The 23,980-nt window shown below is 47.9% G+C and carries 16 protein-coding genes; 6 read left to right on the plus strand and 10 right to left on the minus strand.

What is annotated here, in order from left to right; translation table 11 throughout:
• Positions 1–166 precede the first annotated feature (166 nt).
• From AC6I4B_RS03485 to AC6I4B_RS03495, 3 genes are all read left to right on the plus strand, one after another.
• Positions 167–4,606 (plus strand): Tc toxin subunit A-related protein, encoded by a 4,440-nt coding sequence (locus AC6I4B_RS03485; protein WP_497769632.1) that lies wholly within the window; start codon positions 167–169, stop codon positions 4,604–4,606.
• Between the two features lie 45 nt (positions 4,607–4,651).
• Positions 4,652–8,974: a SpvB/TcaC N-terminal domain-containing protein gene (locus AC6I4B_RS03490; RefSeq protein WP_497769634.1), complete on the plus strand. Its 4,323-nt coding sequence runs from the start codon at positions 4,652–4,654 to the stop codon at positions 8,972–8,974.
• Between the two features lie 75 nt (positions 8,975–9,049).
• Positions 9,050–11,944, plus strand: coding sequence for an RHS repeat-associated core domain-containing protein (locus AC6I4B_RS03495; RefSeq protein WP_497769635.1), 2,895 nt, complete (start codon positions 9,050–9,052; stop codon positions 11,942–11,944).
• Positions 11,945–12,001: 57 nt separating this feature from the next.
• Here the strand turns inward: AC6I4B_RS03495 and AC6I4B_RS03500 are convergent, their stop codons facing one another.
• The 7 genes from AC6I4B_RS03500 to AC6I4B_RS03530 form a co-directional block, all read right to left on the minus strand.
• Positions 12,002–12,871 (minus strand): DUF2608 domain-containing protein, encoded by an 870-nt coding sequence (locus AC6I4B_RS03500; protein ID WP_497769637.1) that lies wholly within the window; start codon positions 12,869–12,871, stop codon positions 12,002–12,004.
• Between the two features lie 15 nt (positions 12,872–12,886).
• On the minus strand, positions 12,887–13,627 hold the full coding sequence (locus AC6I4B_RS03505; RefSeq protein ID WP_497769638.1) for an oligogalacturonate-specific porin KdgM family protein: 741 nt from the start codon (positions 13,625–13,627) through the stop codon (positions 12,887–12,889).
• 91 nt (positions 13,628–13,718) lie between these two features.
• Positions 13,719–14,837 carry an esterase-like activity of phytase family protein gene (locus AC6I4B_RS03510; protein ID WP_497769640.1) on the minus strand — a complete coding sequence of 373 codons (1,119 nt, stop codon included), beginning with the start codon at positions 14,835–14,837 and terminating at the stop codon, positions 13,719–13,721.
• A 117-nt stretch (positions 14,838–14,954) separates the two neighbouring features.
• The gene (locus tag AC6I4B_RS03515) at positions 14,955–15,866 is read right to left on the minus strand and encodes a carbohydrate kinase family protein (RefSeq protein ID WP_497769641.1); all 912 of its coding nucleotides are present in this window, start codon (positions 15,864–15,866) and stop codon (positions 14,955–14,957) included.
• Positions 15,867–15,877: 11 nt separating this feature from the next.
• A complete protein-coding gene (locus tag AC6I4B_RS03520) occupies positions 15,878–16,882 on the minus strand; it encodes an SIS domain-containing protein (RefSeq protein ID WP_497769643.1) in 1,005 nt (334 codons plus the stop codon).
• On the minus strand, positions 16,882–17,949 hold the full coding sequence (locus tag AC6I4B_RS03525; RefSeq protein ID WP_497771921.1) for an ADP-ribosylglycohydrolase family protein: 1,068 nt from the start codon (positions 17,947–17,949) through the stop codon (positions 16,882–16,884). Before AC6I4B_RS03525 ends, AC6I4B_RS03520 begins: the two co-directional genes overlap by 1 nt.
• A gap of 24 nt (positions 17,950–17,973) precedes the next feature.
• The gene (locus AC6I4B_RS03530) at positions 17,974–18,678 is read right to left on the minus strand and encodes a GntR family transcriptional regulator (protein ID WP_497771923.1); all 705 of its coding nucleotides are present in this window, start codon (positions 18,676–18,678) and stop codon (positions 17,974–17,976) included.
• 339 nt (positions 18,679–19,017) lie between these two features.
• Here AC6I4B_RS03530 and AC6I4B_RS03535 point away from each other — a divergent pair, with 339 nt between their 5' ends.
• Entirely contained in the window at positions 19,018–20,343 is a 1,326-nt protein-coding gene (locus AC6I4B_RS03535) for an MFS transporter (RefSeq protein ID WP_497769644.1), read from the plus strand.
• Between the two features lie 315 nt (positions 20,344–20,658).
• Here AC6I4B_RS03535 and AC6I4B_RS03540 read toward each other — a convergent pair whose 3' ends face one another.
• On the minus strand, positions 20,659–21,516 hold the full coding sequence (locus AC6I4B_RS03540; protein WP_497769646.1) for a LysR family transcriptional regulator: 858 nt from the start codon (positions 21,514–21,516) through the stop codon (positions 20,659–20,661).
• Between the two features lie 244 nt (positions 21,517–21,760).
• Between AC6I4B_RS03540 and AC6I4B_RS03545 the strand changes: the two genes are divergently transcribed.
• Together AC6I4B_RS03545 and AC6I4B_RS03550 are read left to right on the plus strand one after the other, a co-directional pair.
• Positions 21,761–22,156, plus strand: a complete 396-nt coding sequence (locus AC6I4B_RS03545) for a putative holin (protein ID WP_497769648.1) — start codon at positions 21,761–21,763, stop codon at positions 22,154–22,156.
• 227 nt (positions 22,157–22,383) lie between these two features.
• Positions 22,384–22,770 carry a M15 family metallopeptidase gene (locus AC6I4B_RS03550; protein WP_497769649.1) on the plus strand — a complete coding sequence of 129 codons (387 nt, stop codon included), beginning with the start codon at positions 22,384–22,386 and terminating at the stop codon, positions 22,768–22,770.
• Between the two features lie 281 nt (positions 22,771–23,051).
• Here the strand turns inward: AC6I4B_RS03550 and AC6I4B_RS03555 are convergent, their stop codons facing one another.
• Together AC6I4B_RS03555 and AC6I4B_RS03560 are read right to left on the minus strand one after the other, a co-directional pair.
• A complete protein-coding gene (locus AC6I4B_RS03555) occupies positions 23,052–23,366 on the minus strand; it encodes a putative quinol monooxygenase (RefSeq protein ID WP_497769651.1) in 315 nt (104 codons plus the stop codon).
• Positions 23,367–23,396: 30 nt separating this feature from the next.
• Positions 23,397–23,978: an NAD(P)H-dependent oxidoreductase gene (locus AC6I4B_RS03560; protein ID WP_497769652.1), complete on the minus strand. Its 582-nt coding sequence runs from the start codon at positions 23,976–23,978 to the stop codon at positions 23,397–23,399.
• Positions 23,979–23,980: the final 2 nt, after the last annotated feature.

Here is a 23,980-nt window from a genome sequence, read left to right on the forward strand (position 1 = left end):
ACTTCAAGTTGCCGCTTAGTGTTTTGTAGGCCTGATAAGGCGTGAGCCGCCATCAGGCAGGGTACGCAACCATTTCGCTTATTCGGCCTGAAGTATGACGCGTATATAACATCAATTATGCGAGTGCAGGCGCAGCTTTACGGCCGCCTGCGCCAGGAGAACTATTATGTCTGTAAACGTCACTGGATTATTAAATCAGGGATATCGCGATGCTTTATTATCTTATTATATTGGTAATTATGTCCCGGCCAAAGATCTCGATTCTTTAATTAGCACCCCCGAAGATGTTTATGAATATCTGCTCATCGACCCGCTAGTCAACAACGATGTGCAAACCTCTCGTGTTGCCCAGGCAATGTCCAGTATTCAGCAGTATATCAACAGCATTACTCTGAACATGGAGCCTGGGTATAACACACAGGTTCTTGATGCTAACGAGATTACTGAATGGAATACCGGTGCCAACCAATATTCTATATGGGGTGGCGGCGTGGAGCTGGATACCTACCCAGAAAACTATCTCGATCCTGGTTTGCGTAACGGTAAATCCAGTAGTTTCATCGAACTAGAATCGATGCTCAATCAAAGTTCACTCACCGACTCGGCGGAACAGAGTTATGTTCTGGGCTATCTTTCTGAATTTGAAAATATTGCTAATCTGGATATTGTCTCCGGCTATCTGGATGGAATTTCGATCCCGCAGAGTATTTATTATTTTATAGGTAAAACACGCACCGCACCGTATCAATACTATTTCCGTACCCTTGATATGCGTAATCGCGTTGATGGTGTGATTCCATTTAGCGCATGGTCTGAGTGGATTGAGATAGCGGTATCTTTCAATGCAGACGCCGTTGTCGGTACTATCAGACCCATTTTATTTAATAATCGACTGTATGTGATTTGGTATGAAAAAACGATAACCGGGCAGCAGGAGGATGGCAGCGATATCGTTACCCTTAAAGCCTATTCTTCCTGCTATAACTTTGATAAGACATGGAGTGCGCCGAATGTTCTGGTGAGCGTCGATAGTCAACAGGAGAATGATCCCTACAAAAATTTATTTGATTGTGAAGATCCGAGTCAGTTTTACACCATTGCGGTTCATGTGATCCCTGCCGATACCTCGGTTGCTGAGAGTTTAGCCGTCTGCCTGTATACCGACTATAACCAGACTGATGGCTACACCGATCTCAGTATCAAAATTGATTACTGGTTTAATCAGCCAACGATTACGCCAAATTTCTTTAGCGATTTTTATGATGATTATAAAGGTGACGGCGGGCAGAAAAAAATCCAGTATATCTGGAGTATGACCTCGTTTTCGGTCACGGTAACGGAGGATGAATCCTTTGATAGCTTCACTGAATCTGACATTGTTAATAATTTATCATTAACAGCTGATGATATTACTATTACTGATTCCAGTGCGATAATTAAGTCTTCATTTGCCGCATCGTCACTGAACTATGATATCAGCCATCTGGATGCCACCGGAACCGCCAACGTCAGTGGTGGTGTACCGCTCAGGTTCCAGATGACCTTCGACTTCCAGCATCCATCAATCCATGTTGATGGGACTATTGTCGCGACGTCCGGTAATTTCTATACCCAAGAGAAAATTATCTCTATCCAGGTGGATAACCTCACCAGTGGTATTAACGGTAGTGAGCATGATATTTCCGGGAATAGTTCACAGCAAAGTGATACCCAGATAACGATTAGCGGAGCCGTATTCCAGGCACCAGAAATCGATTTTAATTATGATGATAATTATAAAATTACTTTCCGCTCGAAGAATTCTTGTTCGTCAGCGATGCACAATACTTACATCGTGAATTCATTCAAGTTCCCACGCCCGGCCTATTATTGGAGCCTCCAGGCTTATAAAGATAGCTGGGGCAGCGGTGAGGTGCTTGCTGAGTATTCTGATTATGGTCTGGCAGAGAATCAGACTATTCAAACCGATGAGATTGAAAACCTGTCAGAACTGACCACCATGATTTATTACTATGGTGTCAAACGTGAATCGTCGCCAGAAGCCGAAGCCTACAAGAAATTTACGATTAATTTCTCACCGGCTACCGGCAAGATGAATGCCGGTGAAATTCTGTCAACCAATGAAACCGCGCAGGGGCAGGCTAAATATCTCAGTCTGCCGGACAACTCCAGCGTCCGGCTCAACACGCTGTTTGCCAGGGAACTGATTAACAAGGCCAGTATCAGTATCGATGAGCTATTAACCTGGGATACGCAGCTGACGGTGGAACCTTCGCTGGAGGAGGGGGGCACTCCTGTGCCGATGGACTTCAATGGCGCTAATGGTCTTTATTTCTGGGAACTATTTTTCCACATGCCGTGGCTGGTAGCGCATCGCTTGTATCAGGAAGGTCAATATAATGATGCCCAGAGCTGGTTGAACTATATTTTCGATCCTTCTGCGCGAGGTAGAGTCAGTAGTAACCCCGCTTACCCGGAACCAGACTACTGGAACGTTCGTCCGCTCGTTGAAGCGCCAACAGGCGAAACGCAAAGCAGCATGGTGATGGACCCTCTCGACCCTGATGCCATTGCGGTTGCCGACCCTGTCCATTATCAAAAAGCCATTTTTATGGCCTATATCAGTAACCTTATTGCTGCAGCGGATGCGGACTACCGTCTGCTGACCAACGATGGGCTAAGCCAGGCGAAGCTGCGCTATTGCCAGGTTCTGGATCTGCTTGGGGCGCGTCCTGATATCCAGTTAATGAATAAATGGCAGCCCGATACGCTAGCGAATATAGCCAGCGCCAGCGATACGACATTATCGGCATTTGCGACAACCAGCACGATGGATTTGCTGTCGATGGCCGGTGAGACTGGCGTCGGAATGGCGGTCATTGATAATGCGAATTTCAGTGAGCCATTGAATACTTATCTGCTGAATTTCTGGAATACCGTCGATTCTCGCTTATTTAACTTGCGCCACAATTTGTCGATTGACGGACAGCCGCTGAATATTCCGCTGTACGCCCCGCTAGCCAATCCAACGCTGTTGATGCAGCAGTATGCGCAGGGCGGCTCGCTGTCCAACGCGGCGGCGACGCTGGCGATGACGATTCCGCCGTACCGCTTTAGCACCATGCTGCAAAGCGCGAAATCGGCGGTGGGTACGTTGTCGCAACTGGGGCAAACCCTGCTGAATTATTACGACCAGGGCGATGCGAAAGGGCTACAGGAGCTTCAGCAGCAACAGGCACTGGACATTTCCGCTTTTACGCTTCAGCTACAACAACAATCTCTGGAGGCGCTGAATGCAGATGCCACTGCGCTTCAAGCCAGCAGAGCTATTGCACAGCAGCGCTATGATCACTACTACCGACTGTACGACGAGGGCGTTTCGGATAGCGAGCAGCAGGTGATGAATATGCAAACCACCTCGGGTTCGATGATGACGGCGGCTGGCTCGTTGTTTAGCGCCGGTGCGGCGATGAATATGGTACCGAATATTTTTGGTCTGGCAGATGGGGGCAGCGTCTGGGGCGCCGCAGTGACGGCAGCGGGCAGCGTATTACAAACCAGTGCGGAAGCCACCAATGTTGCCGCGCAACGTATCGCCATCTCGGAAGAGTATCGTCGGCGCAGCGAAGAGTGGCAAATTCAGTATCAGCAGGCGCAGTCTGAGATGACTGCTATTGATAAGCAACTGGATGCATTGAGTATTCGCCAGCAGGCGGCGCAAACGTCGCTACAGCAGGCGCAGCAGCAGCAGGCGGATCTCCAGGCGACAATGAGCTACCTGACCACCCGTTTTACCCAGTCTTCTCTGTACAACTGGCTGTGTGGGCAGCTCTCCGCACTCTATTGCCAGGCCTATGACGCCGTGCTGTCGCTGTGCCTGAGCGCACAGTCCTGCTGGCAGTATGAAATGGGCGATATGGCGACAACCTTCATCCAGACCGGTGCATGGAACGACAGTTATCACGGGCTGCTGGTAGGCGAAACGCTGACGCTGAACCTGCAACAGATGGAATCGGCGTGGCTGTCACGTCATCAACGCCGCCTGGAGCTGACGAGAACCGTCTCGCTGAAACAGCTGTTGGGCGATGACTTTGCTGACCTCATCAACAAAGGCCTGGTGAGTTTCACGCTGAACGAATCGCTGTTTGATAATGACTATCCCGGCCATTACCTGCGCCAGATAAAATATATCACCCTGTCGCTACCGACGCTGGTCGGCCCCTACCAGGACATTCGCGCCACGCTGACCCAGACCAGTAGCAGCACGCTGCTGAAAGCGGATATCAACGGTGTGAAGTATCTCAACGGCGATACCTCGAGCGGCAACGCGACAAATATTGTCACCAATCTGCGCGCCAGCCAGCAAATCGCCATCTCCTCTGGCATGAATGACAGCGGTCTGTTCATGCTCAGCTTTGGCGATGAGCGTTATTTACCCTTCGAAGGTACGGGTGCGATTTCCTCCTGGCAACTGGCGTTCCCACGCTATATGAGCGATGAACAGCAAACCATTCTCGCGGCTCTGAATGATGCGATTGTGCAGGTGCATTACACGGCTATCTATGGCGGCAGCGCGTTTGAACAGGCTGTTGAAGCGGGTCTTTAAACATCTCAAGGAGCTGCCGCAGAATTCTGCGGCAGAACAATGCCTATGTCTGAAAAAACATTACTGCCGGTTAACGCACTTTCCCTGCCGCAGGGGGGCGCAACCCAGCAAGGAATGGGGGAATCGCTGACGCTGGCGGGGCCAGATGGCGCATGCCAGCTCTCTTTACCCTTACCGGCGAGCGCGGGGCGCGGCTATGCGCCATCGTTACAGTTGGCTTATAGCAGCCTGCAAGGCAACGGCGCGTTTGGTATGGGATGGTCGCTCGGCCTGATGTCCATCGCCCGACGAACCAGTACAGGCGTGCCCGCTTATGACGATAGTGATACGTTTATCGGCCCCGATGGCGAAACGTTGGTGGCGGAGCGTGATGAGGCGGGTAACGTGGTGAGCCGCAGTGTATCGAGTTTTGGCGGCGTGATATTTGCCGAACCCTGGCAGGTCGTGCGCTACTTCCCGCGAATTGAAAACGCCTTTTCGCGAATCGAACAGTGGCGCAACGCCAGCGGTCATTTCTGGTTGATTCATGGTGCCGATGGTCAACTGCACTGCCTGGGTAAAAGCCAGCAGGCGCAACTGTATGATAGTGAGGATCCGCAGCGAATCGCCTGTTGGTTTATAGAAGAGTCCGTTGCGCCGGATGGTGATCATATCTATTACCAGTACCGTCATGAGGATGGCGCAGGGATCGCAGATTCGATCGCCGAGCAGCATAACCAGCTCTATCTGATGCAGGTTAACTACGCCATTGCTCAACCCAGCGCCGACCTTCTGTTATGGACTGACAGCGCCAGTAGCGCCGACTGGCACTGCATGCTGGTGCTGGATTACGGCGAACGCAGTCTGGACAGCACGCTGCCGCCGCCGTATTCCGCCACCGGCGAATGGCTACTGCGCCGCGATCCGTTCTCCCGTTTTGCCTGCGGTTTTGAGGTACGCAGCTGGCGCTTATGCCGACAGATCTTGCTTTATCACTCTTTTACCGATTTCCCCCTCGCGCTGGTGGGGCGGCTGATTATCGATTATCAGCAGAACGCGCAGATGAGTCTGCTGTGCGGCGCACAGCAGATGGGCTATGACGAGGAGGGGCTGCGTGCGTTGCCGCCTTTGGACCTGCGCTATAGCGAGTTTTCGCCGGTACTGGACGCCTCCGCCTGGACGCCATGGGCGGCATTCAACGGCCTGGATAATGCCATGCCGTACCAAATCGTCGACTTATACGGTGAAGGGCTACCGGGGATCCTCAGCCGCGATCCGCAGGGCTGGCATTACCGCGCGCCATGTCGCTCGGCAAACGGTGGCGATGCTATCGACTATGCCGAGTGGCTGCCATTGCCGGAAATTCCCTCGGCCTTTAATGCGGCAGGGCGGCTGATGGATATCGACAGCGACGGCAGGCTGGACTGGCTTGTCGCCATGCCGGGAATGGCGGGCTATTTCACCTGCCAGCCGGATGGCACCTGGTCCACTTTTTGCCCCCTTAGCGCATTACCCAACGAAATATTTCATCCGCAGGCGCAGTGGATCGATCTGATGGGCGGTGGTCTGAGCGATCTGGCGCTGATGGGGCCGGACAGCTTACGCCTCTACCCCAACCAGCGACAGGGATTCGGCGCGGCACTGGAGGTCGCGCAGCCTTCGCCTCTGCCAGTGATGGGGCGCGATGCCCGCGAGCTGGTCGCGTTCGCCGATGTGCTGGGCAGCGGGCAGCCGCATCTGGTATGCGTTCGCCATAATGAAATCGTGGTGTGGGCCAATCTGGGACGTGGACGCTTTGCTGCGCCGCGCACGCTGGCGACGCTAGATTTTGATGCGGTGAGCTTTAACCCGCAACAGCTATGGCTGGTTGATGTGAATAGCGATGGCGTGGCCGACATGCTGTACGTTGAAAGCGATTGTATCCGCATCTGGCTGAATCAGGCCGGGAATGGTTTTGATGCCCCGTTGACGCTGCCGCTACCTGCGGGCGTCCGTTATGACAACCTCTGTCAATTAAGCTGCGCAGATGTTGACGGGCAGGGAATGCTGAGCCTGATCCTGACCGTGCCGTATCCACAGGTCACGCACTGGCGATTCGATTTTTGTACTATGAAACCGTGGCTGCTGAACGGTATGAACAACAATATGGGCTGCGATACGGCCCTGGCATATCGCAGCTCCGCACAAATGTGGCTGGATGAGAAGCAGCAGACATCCGGCGTAGCCAGCGGCTTGCCGATGACGCTGCCGTTGTTGCAGCAAATTCAGCAGCAGGACGAGATAGGCGGGAATCTCCGCACACAGCAGTTCCGCTACGCCAACGGTTTTTATGACGGCCAGGAGCGCGAGTATCGTGGGTTCGGCTATGTTGAAACGCTCGACAGCGCGCAGGACAGCGGTGCGGATTTCTCGCCAGCGCTGCGCACATGTAGCTGGTATCACACTGGACGAGAAGAAGATGAAACCCAGCTTTATGGTTCGCTTTATCAGGATCATGCGGCGTTTAGCCAGGCGGCGACGCGGCTGACGAGTTTTGATAAATCCACGCAAATGGATGTGCTGTTGGAAAATGTCAGCAGCCGACAGCGCTGGTGGCTGTATCGCGCGCTGAAAGGCAGCCCGTTGCGCACGGAGGTGTATGGCCAGGATGCGCCGGATATCCCGTATAGCGTTTCCGTCTATCGCCATCAGGCGCGATTGATACAGGATGCCGCGACGGACGACCCGGTTATTTTCCCTACCCAACTGGAACAAACTGACTATCACTACGAGCGCATTGCGGTCGATCCCCTGATCGGCCAGCAGGTGGCGCTGCAACAGGATGAATACGGCACGACGCTGTGGCAGGTGACGCTGAACTACCCTCGGCGAGAAAAACCGGCGGTATCTCCGTACCCCGACTCGCTGCCGTCCAGCGCCTGGGCCTCTTCATATGACGAACAGCAGCAGTTGTTGCGCATTCAGGAACAGCGCGTCGGCGTCTGGCACCTGACCGATCCACAGGCCTGGCGTCTGGCGCTACCAGACGCGCAGCGGCAAAACTGCCTCAGCCAGCCGGATAATGCCTGGCCACAGGGACTGCATTATGAAGATCTCATTCAGGCGGATGGCGTGCTGGGCGATGCGCAACCGCGCACGTTCGCCGGGCAACAGCAGGTGATTTACCTCAATGGTTCCCCCGATTTTCAGGCGCGAGTCGATCATCTGGAAACGGCGGAGCTGGACGATGTCGCGCTGCATGCTTGGGACGAGGTGTTGAATGTCGATCAACGCGATGCCCTGCTACGCGCGTCCGGCTATCTGCAGGTGGATACCCTGCTCAGGACACAAGGCGAGACGCCGCAGTCCGTATGGGTTATTCCACATACCTACACGACCTGGTTTGATATCAGTCATTTTTATCACCCCGCATCGGTGCAGGCCAACCAGGCGCTTTCACCCGTCACGCTGGCATGGGACGTGGATAATTGTTGCCAGAACGGCCAAACCGATGCGCTGGGAAATACCACTAAGTCGGCCATTGACTACCGCTTTTTACAACCTTGGCAGGTGACGGATCTCAACGATAACCAACGGCAGGTGCAGCGCGATGGTCTGGGGTTTGTGGTGGCAAGCGCTATCCTGGGCACAGAGCAGAGCGGCGCGGTCGGCTTTGATTCGCTGGCGGATAACCCGGTTTCTTGCGCAACCACGGTCAGTGAACTGATCGCCAGCCGTGGAACGTTGCTGCGCCAGCAGAGCCGTAGCGCACGTGATGTATTCAGTTGGATGCCGCAGGTTACGCTGGATGAACCCACACAAACGACATGGCTGGCGCGCGGCTGGGTGATGGCGGACGGTCATTTACGCAGCCACGCGCTGCGCCATATTCGCAGCGGCGAGGTTGACGCTCAGTTATGTGAGTTGATTGACTCAGCCCCACGGCTTCCGGTGCAGTCGGCCACGCTGGTGGCGGATAACTTCCCGCAAAACGGTGCGCAGCAGGTGCGCGCCAGCGTGACCTATACCGATGGCTTTGGTCGTGCGCTGCAAAACCTGGCGCAGGTTCCGCCCGGGGATGCCTGGCAGCGCACCGATGAGGGGGAACTGGCGATAGACGGCAACGACGCGCTGGTGGTGGCGTATGCCGATACGCGCTGGGCGGTGTCGGGTCGCGTGGAGTATGACAACAAGGGGCTGCCGGTGCGTCAGTACCAGCCCTATTTCATCAACAGTTGGCAGTATGTCGTCGACAGCGCTATGCGTGCTTACGGCCATGCTGATAGCCACTACTACGATGCCCAGGGACGTGAGGTTCAGGTTGATACCGCCAGCGGTTATCAGCGCCGCATGGGCTACTACCCCTGGTTTACCGTCACGGAGGATGAAAACGATACGCAGACAGCGTGAAGCACTCGCGCGACGCAGCAGGCTGCGCGGCAATCATCGCGCAGCGTTTTCATCACCATTTCGGGAGAATAAACGATGACTTTTTTATGCAGCGGCACGCCAGAAATTAGCGTGCGTGATAATCGCGGACAAGCGGTCCGGCAGTTGCGCTACAACCGGCGCGATATTAGCCAGCCGGTGGAAGAGCTGATTGAACGACATGAGCTGGCGTTAACCGGTCAGCCTCTCAGCCTGACCGACGCACGTTTCTTTGCAGCGAATAACGGGCTGGCGAATTTTCGCTATGTGACGTCGCTTTCTGGGCGGGTTTTACAACAGGTGAGTCTGGACGCTGGAGAGAACTGGGGGCTGTTTAATGCGGCAGGCGGTTCGGTGTGGGCCTGCGATGCTGACGGTACGCAGTCGCGTATGGAATATGACGTACTGGGGCGTCCCGGTACGGCTTATCAGCAGCGTGCCGACGAGAGCGTGGAAAGGGTGACCGACCGCTTTATCTATGGTGAAACCGTCAACGATGCCAAAAACCGCAATCTGCGCGGACAATGCGTGGAACATTATGATGCGGGCGGGCGTGTGGAAATTTCAGCGGTGGCGCTTAGCGGACAGATCCAGCAGCAAACTCGCTGGCTGCTTGCGTCGGCGGGGCAGGAGGCGGACTGGCAGGGGGATGATCAGAGCGCGTGGCAGCAGCAACTGGATGCGACCGCCTATGTCTCCTTGCAGACGTTTAACGCCTGTGGACAGCGGACTTCACTGACAGACGCGAAGGGAAATCAGCAGACGCAAAGCTACAATATCGCCGGTCAGGCGGGCAGCAGCAGCCTGCAAAAAACGGGCGCGACGGCAAACGTCATTATTAGCGACATCACCTACAGCGCGGCTGGACAGGTTTTACAGGTATCTGCCAGCGGCGGCGTTTCCCGGGCTTTCGGCTACGAGGAGACGACGCAACGGCTGTTGACCGTCGTCTCCCAGCGCCCCGCAGCCAGCGGGGGAACGGAAACCCTGGAGGATATTCTGTACGGCTACGATCCGCTGGGCAATGTCACCAGCATGACGGACCGCAGGCAGGCGACGCGCTGGTATGCCCAACAGGCGGTCAACGGTAGCCAGAGTTGGGGATACGACGCGCTGTATCAGCTTATCAGCGCAACCGGCCGTGAAAATGCCAGTGCTGGCGTACAAAGTCCGTCGCTGCCTGCGACGACCACGGATGCCAGCCAGTTGGTCAACTATCAGCGCACTTACAGCTACGATAATAGCTTCAATTTATTGCGTATCGCCCACAGTGGCGCCCAGCAGTACAGCCAGAACATGGTGGTGTCCAGCGCCAGTAACCGTGCCGTCAGCGAGACGTTAGCTACGGGGATTACCCCCGAACAGGTCGATAGCTATTTTGATGCCGTAGGACACGCGCTGTGGTTGCAAAGCGGGCAGACGCTGGACTGGAGCAGCGTTAACCGTCTGGCGCAGGTCACGCTGGTGGACCGGGGGGAAGAGGAAAGCGACCGGGAAATTTACGACTATGACAGCCAGGGCAACCGCCTGCGCAAGCAGACGATCACCCTGACCGGTAACGCCCGTCAGACGCAGCAGGTGGTTTACCTGCCGGGGCTGGAGCTGCGCGTGACGTCGACGGATAACGGCGGCAGCGTGACGGTAAATGACGCGCTGGTCATTAATATACTGAGTGGCGGCCCGGGCATTTCGGGCCGCTATCTGTACCGTGAACAGGGGAAGGAAGACGCTATCACCGCCGAAGGCCAGCTACGGTTGAGCCTGGGTAATCTGATTGATTCGGTCATGCTGGAGCTGGACGGCGACGGCGCAATATTAAGCCGCGAAGAATATTTCCCATTTGGTGGTACGGCGGTGCTGGCGGGGGACAGCGGCGAGCTGAAATACAAATATGTTCGCTATTCAGGTAAAGAGCGCGACGCTTCCGGTCTGTACTACTACGGCCAGCGCTATTATATGCCGTGGCTGGGACGATGGGCCAGCAGCGACCCGGCGGGCACGCTGGACGGGATGAATTTGTATTGTTTCGTGAATAACTCACCGGTTAGTCATGGTGATGTGGCAGGGTTAATTAATGAGGCCAATTTATCCAGTGACTTACTTTCCTTAATTAAAGAGAGCAGCAATATCAGATATGGCGGTCATTTAAATACGCTGTATAAATGGGGAATGGCTGTTCCTGCTATGGATGTCAGCGTAATGGGAGGGAGAGTTGATGTTATTGGCACAAAACCCACCGAGGACAGGAGTATTAATCCTTTTGCCAACGAGATAAATGTGGTCGCTGCCGAGAAGCATTCTGAATTAGTGGCAAGCTCCCGTCGTGCCGGATTGACTAATAATCTGGGAGAAGGGGAGCGGCAGATTATTAACCTCTATAGCCAGGAATCGGGGCCATTTCATAATATGATGCTCGGTTGGACGTTGCCTGATGGCTACGCGCCTGCTCAGGCCCGGGCGCTGCATGATGCCCTGGATAAGATGCCTTCGCACAGTGGGAATACCTATCGTGGTGCGATGTTAGGTGCAGATACAATGTATAACGAAAATGATGGCGGATATTTTCCAAAACGGAAAACAAATTTATCGTCCGGTTCATTGGTTAGCACTACCACGTTCTTCTCAACCAGTGCGGAGGTAAAAGTGGCGAGTGAATTTGTAATGCGTCAGCGATTTAGTAATGCATTTTCTTTCGATTCAGTGGTTTTCGATATCGATCAGACGAGCGGTAAAAACATCACCGAATTAACACATTTACAGCAGGCGGAAATATTACTTCAACCGGGGGCGATTTTTGAAGTGTCGGATGTCTATAAAGATGATTTTGGTTTAACTATCGGATTAAAAGAGCGATCTTCATCTCTTTGGGAAGATGATGATGTTCTTGCCAGAGGGGTGTTTGACTATCGGTTTGGGAGCCGTTTTACAAATCGACCAACATATCCTAATTAATGTAAGTAAACAGAGTGATTGCCTGGCGATGCCGGGCAATCACTCAAGATATCAATGCTATTTAACTGGGCAGAGAATACTTCTGTCTGGATATATTGTGGTTAATGCTTTTGCAAGCGACTGCCATTCTTTTGTCAGATTCTGAACTTGCTGTTTGTTGAGCACAGAACCTTGTTTTTTAATTAAGTCAGCTTCCACTTTGGTATAGTGGATTATTGATGAGTTTATCTGTGCATACTTATCGGAAGCTAACATTTTCTTCATCGCTTCTATATTCGAGATACTATCGTCAACAAAAATAATAGCATCGTATTGCTGGCCGGTCTTGTTCAGAAGAAAGTCTAGAATTTGCCCTTTATCCTGCCCGGAGGAGAAAAATACCCCGTTGGTATATCGCCAGGAACGTTTGAGTTTTCCTCTTTCATCAAGGGGCATCTTCTCTCCTTTTACCGTAAGCGATGAAGTGGAAAAATTAATTCCATTACGGTTAAGTTCACGCAGTGTGGCGTATTCGGTATCCGGCGCACGCGAGGTTAAGGCAAATGTAGTATGCTTCTGTTGCCACTGCGCCATTAATTTTGGAAGCTGCGGCTCTGTGAGTTGCATTGGACTCAATTCATACAACATCGTTATTGCATTTTCATAGAGGCAGGGGACTTTTTCTTCGGCGGAGGGTTTGATGGCAAGTTTACCCGTTTGCCATTGATACCAGATATCGCCGCCTAAGAGAGTGCCACTGGTGAGCAACGTGTTATCGATATCGAAAACTAATAAAGTTTTTTCAGCGGAATAACGTTTATCATTTTGCAATATGATATTAGTTACTTCCTTATAGTTATCGGTTTCCACCGTTTGTACATTACCAAAACTAGGGGCGGAAAGAATAGCAAACCCTACGCTGAATAGCGCTTTTATATAATTGTTCATGAACAGATCTCTTTATTAGAATGTATAGGATATCCCGGTACGCCAGCGTAACTGGCGATTGCTCGATGTTTTATCTACACCTTTATAATCTGCGACACTCACATAAGGTACCCATGAGCCGAATTTATAACCTACTTTAAAGGATGCAGTGTAATTATAATGATCGTTATTCCATGTTAGATAACCATTGTTATAATATACTAAGTTTAACTGATACTGGAAATTCGACGTATCAGGTCGATAGTCAACCCAAAGATCATAACGCCGATTGTTACGGTCATCATTACCATAATCGAGGGATTTTTGTGTAGCTTTATCCATATCATAACGAAAACGACCAGATACCTTCCATTCCTTACTGAAATCATAGCCAGCCGTTAAACCGTATTCGTAAGTAGACCAGTAGGCGGTTGTATCCAACCAAAACATGGGTTCTAACCAGAATTTTTTATCGCTTAAGGGCTTAAAGCGATAAACGACAGAAAAACCTGCTCCATTCGTTCCAAATTGAGAAGGATCGAATGTATCTTTTGCGCCTTCATCGGAGTTGTATCGTATTTCACCCATTAGCCCGATGCCATTGCTAAAAAACGTACCAAATTCCACACGATCGGCATGTGTTCTGGAATCATCCAAATATTCATGCCGGTAGTCTATAAAGCCGTGTGGTTGTTCTGCCATCGCAGCTTGGGATGAAAAGAACGCAGTTAAAATTATTAATGTAGAAACTGGATATGCTGGTATTTTCTTTTGCATAATAAGAATCTTTTTTAGGTTTAAGAGGAATTGAGCTAATAAATAGCTAATAATAGATGGGAATATTTTATGTTATATTTATATGGTTTATTTAGTCCAGCAAGCCTCCTTTATCAATAAATAGATAGAATTTTGTATTCTGATGTTTTTGAAAGTTATTGTCAGTAACAAAAATTAATGATTTTTTCCCATTAATCAGCGGCCCAAAAGTGACACCTTCAATACAGTCAGGTTGGGTTGTGTATTCTGTAAAATCAATAATCATTTTTTTAGTGATGGTTTGAATTGTGGCTGTGTTTTTATAGCTAGATAGCGAATCTATTTTTCTGATATCAGTGGCTTTCGATATATCTGCCAGGTAAACCCGGACATTAAAATCCCAGTCATTGAAGCCTTCACTAATGTTTCTTCCCGAACGTTCGATGACTAACATTTTTTTATCATTAATTGCCAAAATTTCGGAAACACCGTTGTCGTTAACACCGAACTGGCTCACCTGGGGTACAGGGTCGGTCATGTAAAGATATTCAGCATTAGGTATTAAATTATTCCCTGTGGCATCGCTGGAAAATTGTAGAATGCGCGATGAACCTGAATTTAGCGGACTGGCCAGCGGTCCGTCTTGCCTGAGGCTACCTTCCAGAGCAAGATAAACATTTTTCCCATCAGGGGTGAATGAGAGTCCTTCCCAGGAATTCGCGTTATGTACGCCTGTTACAGCATCCTTTCCCCCGGCAATATTAAACTTAGGTGCAAAAAGGGCTGAATAATCTTTAAGTAATTCGCCGTCTTTGTTGCTCAGGCGTAACGGTGAACCGAGCTCAGAACTCCACAGCAACGATTCACCATCAGGGGTTAATGCTAACCCCTCGGCATCAATAGTCGATGTTTCAAAGTCTCGCTTATCTTTTCCCGTCATATGATTCGCATTAAGCAATTCTACGCGGAATGGTGATGATTTATCGGGTAGATGTACTTTAAATTTATATAAGCTGGAAAAGCCTTCTTTTGTATTGTTTCTACTATCATTAATCGCGTAAAGAATAGAGTTTTTATTATCCCATGCCAGTGCAGACAGGCCTCCGACTTTCTCATTGTTGTATTGTGTGTCAGGTGCGAGGGTGAATTCTCCTGAATACGTTAGCGTGGTGCTGGCTAATGTTGCTGTTGAATACAAAAAAGCAAATAAGGAAAGCTTTAATAGTCTCATAAAAACCTCGGTTTTCTTGTTTTTTATATAAATGATTTATTATTTATGCACGTGTAATATATCTATGGGAATGACTGCTACTTCAGTTAAAACACATAATATATTGAGGTTGTTTATCTAATTGTTACGCATGAAATAGGCTACTTCCTCTGCTGTGGCTAAATTACCTCTAGCACCTAATGCAGTGATATTAATAGCAGCGGTTGCCGATGAAAATTCAAGTGCATCAGCGAGAGAATAGTTATGAATTAAGGAGTAGACAAATGCACCATTAAATACATCGCCCGCTCCGGTCGTATCAATGACACTAATTTTATAACTTTCTCTACGAGCCCGTTCTTCTCCTTTTACGGCAATAACACCTTTCTCATCCAATGTAACAACAACGGCCTCCAGTTGATAATGCTCCTGTACTTGAGTAAGTGAACTAAAGTCTGGTTCAATCCCATGGCCAGTGACAAAACCGTCATAGTTAAAAATAGCAATATCAGTGAGTGTTAGAATTGCGTTCAGCCGTTCTGGAGTGCTGGCAATATGTGGCTCAATATCAACAACAACTTTAGTACCAACACTATGGGCGTATTCAGCGAGCTTAGTAAATTTCTCTATATCGTGAGGCATGGTATACAGATATTGACTTTGTTCAATGGCATGCCGGGCTTTTAGATCATCCCACTCGCGCGAACCACCTGGCGCGTAAATAAGTGATTTCTCGCCTGATTCATCGACAAAGATCACCGCCAGGTTTGCCATTAGCCCTGGAATTTCACAAACGAATTCACAATCAACATTAAATTTTTGGAAATCGTTATAAATTGCCTGACCGTTATAATCGTTGCCGACACAGGAAACTGAGGCGACTCGCAAGCCAAGACGTCCCATGGCACATGCGCTGTTCGCAACGGTTCCACCGACCATTTCAGCCAGACGTTTACCGACTATCTTCCCACCTCGGGAAGGGAGTGCCGGTACACCTAATATGACATCAATATTTCCACTACCGATAGCTGCGACATCAAATCTTTTCATTTTCTATTTCCTTAACACGTTACGCGCTGGCCGCCTCGTTTAATAAAATCACATGCGAGATTCCATGACATTTCATATAGCCATTGCATCCTCAAAAATATATGTAGTGGATTCTCAGAGTTATCCAGATAGTCGACAATTTCTGCTGTTGCGCCTTTTTTAAGTAGAGATTGGTAAGTCGCGTGATAAAAATTTGCATCCGCAAGGGTTGCTGGTAATAGTATAAAATGGTGTCCTTCACTCACCTGGTTCAGCCGTAGTGAATGATAAAATTCCTCAATCAAAAATGCGTCTGCATGAATTTGCGGGCCACAGGACAGTAGATTCATACCTGATAACGCCATTCCCCAGGAAAGGTTACTACCCAGAAAAATAAGTTTATTCTTGCGATAAAAATCCAGGTCTTTGGACTGCCAGTCTTTTTTTATCGTACTGAATTGTGATTCTGGCTGTGTCGTGAGCCACGTTACAGAATCGCTATTCGTGCCAAGGGCATCTGCCAGGCGTAATAATAAATAGAGCGTTGCACTGGTGCTTTGTGTCGGAAATCCTTTCTTTTGTGCCTGGGTGAACAGCATATTTGGCGTTGTTTTGCTAAAAGGACTGCCGGGACCATTTGTTATGCCAATGACCTGGGCTGATGATGTTAATGCATAGTTTATGGCGTCCAGCACTGGCGAAGGCCGACCGCTAGCGCTAATCATCACGATCAATGTTTCCTGCCCATAACGGTGAAGATTGCTTTGCAGGAAATCATATGTTTGCAGGACACGACAACGTAATGTTGTGCGCTGTTCCAGATAAACTGCAGCCGTTAATGCTGCAGTCCATGAGTCCCCTGAACCTACCAGTATGAGGTCACTGAGCGCCTGGGTGTTGATAATGGTCGCAGCAAAGAGAGCGTTCCAGGAGGACTCCAGAGAGAAAAGTCTTTCAGCTGTTTCGTCTATTTCGCACCTTGTTACCTGTAATGGCATGATGGAATTGGCGTCAGCACCATATACTGGCAGGTTCATTAGGCCTCCATCGCTTGTTGTGCTAAATGGGAAAGGCCTTGCGCGATAGTTTCTAGATCGAAATCTTTGCTGTTAACCGAGCGGAAAAAAGCATACTTATCAGCGGGAAGCGCATCGAATCCTTTCCATGCCCCGGCGATCGCGCCAGCCATGGTGGCGATGCTGTCCGTGTCGTTACCCACATTGGTGCAGGCGTGGATCGTTTCCCATGGTTCTCCTTTGCTATAAGCCAACAGACCAATTGCTGTCGGAATAGATTCATGTGCAGCCACGGAATTACCGATTAAACCTTCCATTTCTCTCAAGCATTGTTCCAGATTGCTAGCACGTCCGGCGATGTCCAGCGCCAGTTGAATCCGCATTGATACTGATGGCCCAGCGACACAGCGAGCATGTTTTTTAGCAAGAGTCTCACCATAATCGGCACCCCACAGGGCGGCCTGGCAAATTTCATTCAGAGAGCTATCCGGTTTCATGGCTTGCGCTGTTGCCGCTGCAATTGCACAGGCGCTGGCGATAGCGATATTCGTATCATGAGAAGGAAGACAGGTAATCAATGCCAGCTCGCAGGCTTTCTTTAGATTCCCAGGCCACACCAGGCCGGCTGGAGCTACGCGCATTCCTGCGCCATTGGTTGTGCCAATATTTGGCGCCTGGCGTTCTGAAGTGCCGATGCGACCAATGGTATTGGTTGGGCGGCCTTCTTTTAGTGCTTTAACAATTTGCTCTGTTGTCGGTCCTTTATAGTTAGCGTAAGGCTGCATATCCGCCCAGCGTAACAGGCAAGCGAGCCAGTCATCATTTGTGAATTGGTCAAACCCTGCTTTAATTAAACCTTCGGAAAAAACATACATTTGACTTGAGTCATCAGTAATTAACCCAGCTACACCATTAAGCGAACCTGCAAATGTGTCTTTTGGCGGAACAACAAAATCGTTCAGCCATCCTCCCCATTTTTGTTTAATTTCGTCGATACTATAAAGCTCTGTGGACGCACCCAGCGCATCTCCCATTCCGGCACAGGCCAGTGAACCTAAAATCTTATTGTAAATGACGGTATTATTCATAATTTCCATGTTTATCTCTCTTGTTCAAATACTAAAGCTGTCTTTTGTAATTCTTGTTTTGTACGAATAGCGACTTGCTGCATAAATCATTTCGACGTATTCCATTGGCTTGCGCTCGACTGAGAGAGTAATACGAGCACAGCTTAAGACGACGTCTTCTGAAGTGAGCTCAAGTAACGTTCGTTCCGATGGTGATGGTAAGCGTGCCGAGATTGTTTCAGTTGCTTCAAGTAACTTTATGGAAAACTTATCTTCCAGCAGCGTATAAAGGGAGCCTTTGCCTAAAAGTTCTTCCTCTGTCAGTATTTGATCCTTTTTCAGTGCGAGCCATGAAGACTGGATCCCTAACGGGATTGTGCCTGAATAACGAACTCGACGGATAAAAAATACGCTGCTGGTATATATATCTAAAGCAAGGTTTTTCCGAATCACTTCGCTTACGGGGACATACCCTATTTCCAGTATTTTTTGTGCAGGATATCCACCTTTAGCTTTAATATCATCGGTAAAGCTATGAAGTAGATGGTTCTCTCTGCTCCGATAAGGGAGTACAAATGTTCCCTGACCATGAACACTGTGCAAATAACCTCTTTGTTTCAAACTTTCAATTGCTTTTCTTATTGTCGTTCTGCTGGAAGAATAGTAATCAGCAAGCTCCCTTTCTGTGGGGATGGCACAATTCTCCGACCATTCACCAATATCAATTTTTTGTTTGATTTCATCAAATATCTCCCGATGTTTAAGTTGAGATTAGTTTATTCATCTCGGACATCTCTGTTGATGTGGTTGATACCAACTGTACCGTTTTAATCATTTTTCATGGAAAACTATTGGGCAGTTTTTGTGATACATTACACAAAAAACCATATTTATATATTTATTTCATGTGGTTAGGTGAAAATTGGTTTTTGTGTGACAATGCTCAATAACTGCTCAATGGTTTGTTGTGGTATCTACCAATATTTTAAATGATCGGTACCGAGTTGAACTTCCTATAAAACGAACAGGAAGTATTCTGCTTGTGCTTTCCCTTTGGTTACACCTTATGGATACAACAGGTGCCACAATATGAAAATATCAGTAAGTGAAAAGATAGGCTTTGGTGCAGGTGATATGGCTATTGCCATAGTTATGATGTCTTTGGCAATGATTATCACCTATTTTTATACCGACGTGTATGGATTGGACCCAATAGATTTAGGTATTTTATTGTTCTCAGTAAGAATATTTGATGCGATTATAGATCCACTTATTGGTTCCCTGACCGATAAGACGCTAACACGTTGGGGAAGATACCGTCCGTTCTTGTTATTTATGGCTATTCCTTTTGGGATCAGTATCTGGTTAATGTTTATAACACCCGATGTGAACTATTCCATGAAGTTGCTTTGGGCTTATGCAACATACATTTTACTGACGATCACATATACTTTAATAGCAATTCCATATGTTTCATTAATTGGTGTGATTACAGATGATCCAAAAGAGCGACTAAGCGCTAACGGATACCGTTTTGTCATGACAAAAATCGCGATGTTCGCGGTGACTATTGTGGTTCCAATGTCTGCAATGTATTTAGGTAAAAATAATATGCAGGCAGGGTATCAAATCGCAATGGGGTCGATGGGGATATTGGCAACGTTGCTGTGCTTGTACTGCTTTATCAGTGTAATAGAGAGGATCCAGCATCCTAAACCAACATTAAGTTTTAAAGCACAATTCAGGTTGTTGATCAAGAACGATCAGTGGATAGTTTTAGGTATTGCTATTGCCATTATTATGTTTGGCGGCATTATCAGAAACTCCGTTGCTGCTTATTACGCGAAGTACTATTTAGATGGTGGTGATGCTTTAATATCTCCCTTCCTGACTGCTGGGGTAGTCGCTTCGGTTTTGTCCATGGTTGCGTGTACTTACATCACTCGTATTTACGATAAAATAAAAATGTTTCGCTATACGCAATTACTGGCGTTTGTCGTGGGTGTTGCAATGTACTTTTGCGTTAAACAAGAAAGTATCTATCTGGCTTTTGTTTTCTACTGCATTGTTACCTTTCTTACAGATATCCAACTCCCTGTGTATTGGGCATCCATTGCTGAAGCTGTAGATTATGGCGAGGTGAAAACGGGCAAGCGAGTCTCTGGTTTAGCATTTGGTGGTATCTTGTTTTTCCAGAAATTTGGTATGGGGTTAGCCGGCGGCTTTGTCGGTATTGTATTAGGTTACTTTAATTATAAACCAGGCGTGGAACAATCATCAGAAGCATTGTTGGGCATTTGCTTAATGATGACCATCATCCCTGCCGTACTGAATCTGATAACAGGTTTGTTGATGAAAAAGTATATTATTAATGATGAATATTGTGTAGAAATGAAAAAAGCATTGAGTCGCTAGATTTTTGGTGTTTTATTTAATGGTGAAGGTACTGAGTCAAGGCAGTCGTGGAAAAAAGGATGTCGCCCTTAATCAGACGACATCCTTTTTCTATTTTTTTATGCTGTGTTATAGCTGATTGCCAGTGAATAAAAACTGTCAGTACAGCACTTAGTGCGTTAGATAATTTGTCGGTTTCATAACTATTTTTGCGATAGTTTTGCTTGTTTTAGACAATACACTCTCAGCGTGCTAATTATTGGGGCTGTTAAATTAAATGGATAATCTACTCGGGGTGGTTGCTGAAAATACTATGTTTTTTCAATGATCAGTTATCTACGTTACAGCGTTCATCATCACTTTTATCCGATTAACTAATGAAGAGGAAGTGGTGGCGTGATGATATATATGGAGATAGGGCATGTAATTGTCTATCTTGATACCACAAATCCCATCAATCTTAAATGATTGAAGGAATTTGAACGGCTGTAGAGCACAACCTTTACCATTTTTAATAAGATGCAGAAGATTAGACAGATCCATGTTGTGTTCAATGAAATGAATTTCATAAAAATGTTTATTAAGTATACTCTTAACGCTGTTTTTAATGCAGGCTGAGTATTTGTCTTTCCATATGTAAATTGGTAAGGATATTCTCCTGCCATTATCACTCATGCTTTTGGGTAAGATAATAGAAAGCCCCTCACTGCGCCATTTTGACGGTGTTATATTGAATGTAAAAGGTAACTCTCGCAATGATATTATAATTAGGTTTTTTTCATGGTTAAGGCGCTCAGTATCTTCAATAGTAATGGCCTTTCTTATTACATATAGTCCAGGGAACTCCGTTTCTAATATTGCCTGAATATGTTTGATTACTAACATGGAAACACTAATGTCGAAAATCAAGGTTGTTATTTTTCTGGAGTTTCTGTGTACAATGTCATTGTCAATTATTTTGAGTTCTTCATAGAGAGTCTTGCATTTTCTATAGTATTCAATAGCAAGCGGTGTTGGTAATAGTTCATTACGCGTTTTTTGGAACAGTCTCGCGTCTAGTATTTTTTCTAAATCATTGATCTTTTTGGTGAGCGGAGATCGGGTAATGCAGAGTGCCTCCGCTGCTTTAGACACATTTTTTTCTTCAACCATAACCATAAAATATTTCAATTGCTTAGACAAAAAAATATCCATGTAAATCCTCTAAAAGTCGATGTTTTAACTGTTAAAAGTCATTTTCGAAATTTGTTGATTTTTGTTCTATGGTGATAGCGATAATTCTTACTGATTAAACAGTATTGTTGATTGTGGCTTTATTATAAAACCCAAAAGTGCACGCGGTTTATTCAAAAAATAAACACCTTATGTTTATTTTTTGAATAAAAGTTTCTCGTGAGATAGATATGATAATGAGTATAGTCTTAGCGAGGAAATTGAAATGCAAGATCTTATCGTTCATATATATTCATCTTCAATAAAGTTGGCACTGTTTTTTGGTGCATTCACTGTTAATGCTGAACATGATATGTGGATTATTGTTGGGGCATTTTCTGGTAGCATTGTTTTTATTGTTTCCGCCATTGATTTTTCACCTGTTTCTCGGTGCGCATTATTTACTGCCTCATTATGCATCGGTATTGCTGCGGCTGGTTTTACGGCTTCAACTGGTACGTATATTATTCAGCGTGTGGTGGGCGTCACAATTCATATGCCTGTAGCGGTCGGCGCGGTAATTTCATCGGCGCTGGCGGTTCGTTTGCTTGTGTTTTTGTGTGCTAAACCTAAAAGTAATATATCTATTTTTGATTTTCTTAAGCCGAATAAAAGAAAATAGATGCTCTGGTTGCATCGTGAATGAATGGAAGCGAATGGCCTGGTTGTGCTTTTTGAACGCTAGCATTATTGTTCCCGCTGAGTGTTGTAAAACAAAGGCGGCATTATTGATATATCGGGACTAAATATCAATTAGCTAAATGGCTGATGGCGTTTAGTTTAGAGGTATTATATTTAGCGCGCCAGAACTTATAGGAATGTATCCGAAATGATGAAAAGGAGAGAGCAATGGCATTCAAATTCAGCCCTCGCAGCGAAAGTAATTTAGTCGGCGTGCATGTAGATTTAGTCAGCCTTGCCCGACGTGCATTGCAGGTTACGCGAATTGATTTTGTCGTGACGGAGGGTTTACGCACACAGGAAAAGCAGGCGCAAATGTACCAGGATGGGAAATCGCAAACGCTACGGAGCCGGCATTTAACCGGCCACGCTATTGATATTTTTGCACTACCATCGCCGGAAGGCTCATGGCGGATGGCGGACTATCAGATAATAGCGGATGCGTTTAAACAATCCTCGGCTGAGTTGGGTATTCCTGTTGAATGGGGGGGCGATTGGTGCACGTTGAAAGATGGGCCACATTTTCAACTGCCATGGCGAGAATATCCGGCTTAAATTGCGGAGGATTCGTCATTCTTGCGTTGGAATTAAAGTATATGTTTTGTCTGGACTTATATATTCCAGCAAATATTAAGTAATAACTTAAATCGCGTTAGGTTCGGTGTTGTGGTCGATCGTGTTGGTGCGTATGACGCAGAGCTGGAAATTGTACTGGTAACGCGATACAGCCCGATGGCGCTTGCGCTTATCGGGCCTACGTGGGTATTCGAGTTCATGTTTTGTAGGCCGGGTAAGCGCAAGCGCCACCCGGCAAAACACGGCTCAATACCTGGCGGTTAGACGCCTTGCTCCAGGATACGAATCGTTGTATCCAGCACGTCTGCTTTCACCGCTTCGCCCCAGGCTTTCATGTGCGGGGTTTGCAGGTGCGCTTCAAGGTGTGCAACGCTTTCCCATACTTCTACCATCACGATAGAGTCAGGTGCTGTGGTCTGGAAAGCAACGCCAGCGGCGTGGTCAACCATCGGCGCATAACCGTGGCAGCCGTCTTCTTTTAAAACGGTTGGGATAATTTTTGCAAACTGATCCAGCACCGCCTGGCGGTGGTGCTGACCTGGACGAGTGCGAATTTCAGCAATAACTGTCAACATGATTAACTCCTTCTCATTTCAGCCTAACAGTTAAGCAAAAATCGTCCCAAGATGCTTGCGATATTCTGCTACATAATGTGGAACATCTGGCATTTTGATAACGTCGTTGGCGATAAAGGTAGGCAGCGCTTCCATTCCCAGGAACTGGTTCGCTTTGTGGAATGGCAGATAAACACCGTCAACGCCCACGCCGTGGAAGAACTGATCTTTATCGGTAAAGGCTTCCATTGGTGCGTTCCAGGTCAGGGACAGCATATAGGTTTTGCCCTGAATCAGGCCGCCGGAACCGTATTTTTTGCTGGCGTCAGAACGGGTACGACCATCGCTGGCGTACAGAGAACCGTGGCCTTCGGTGAATACATCATCAATATATTTTTTGACTGTCCACGGTGCGCCCATCCACCAACCCGGCATCTGCCAGATAACAGAGTCAGCCCACAGGAAGTTTTGTACTTCCGCTTTTACGTCGTAATCGCTGTCAGCGCGAACCACTTTAACATCATGTCCGAGGTCGCGCAGATAGGTCTCCGCGACTTCAGTCAGGGTGTCATTCAGTTGGCCGTTAGAGTGGCCGAATTTTTTTCCGCCGTTAATAATCAGAATGTTGCTCATTT

The organism is Kluyvera fluvialis (assembly GCF_059725275.1).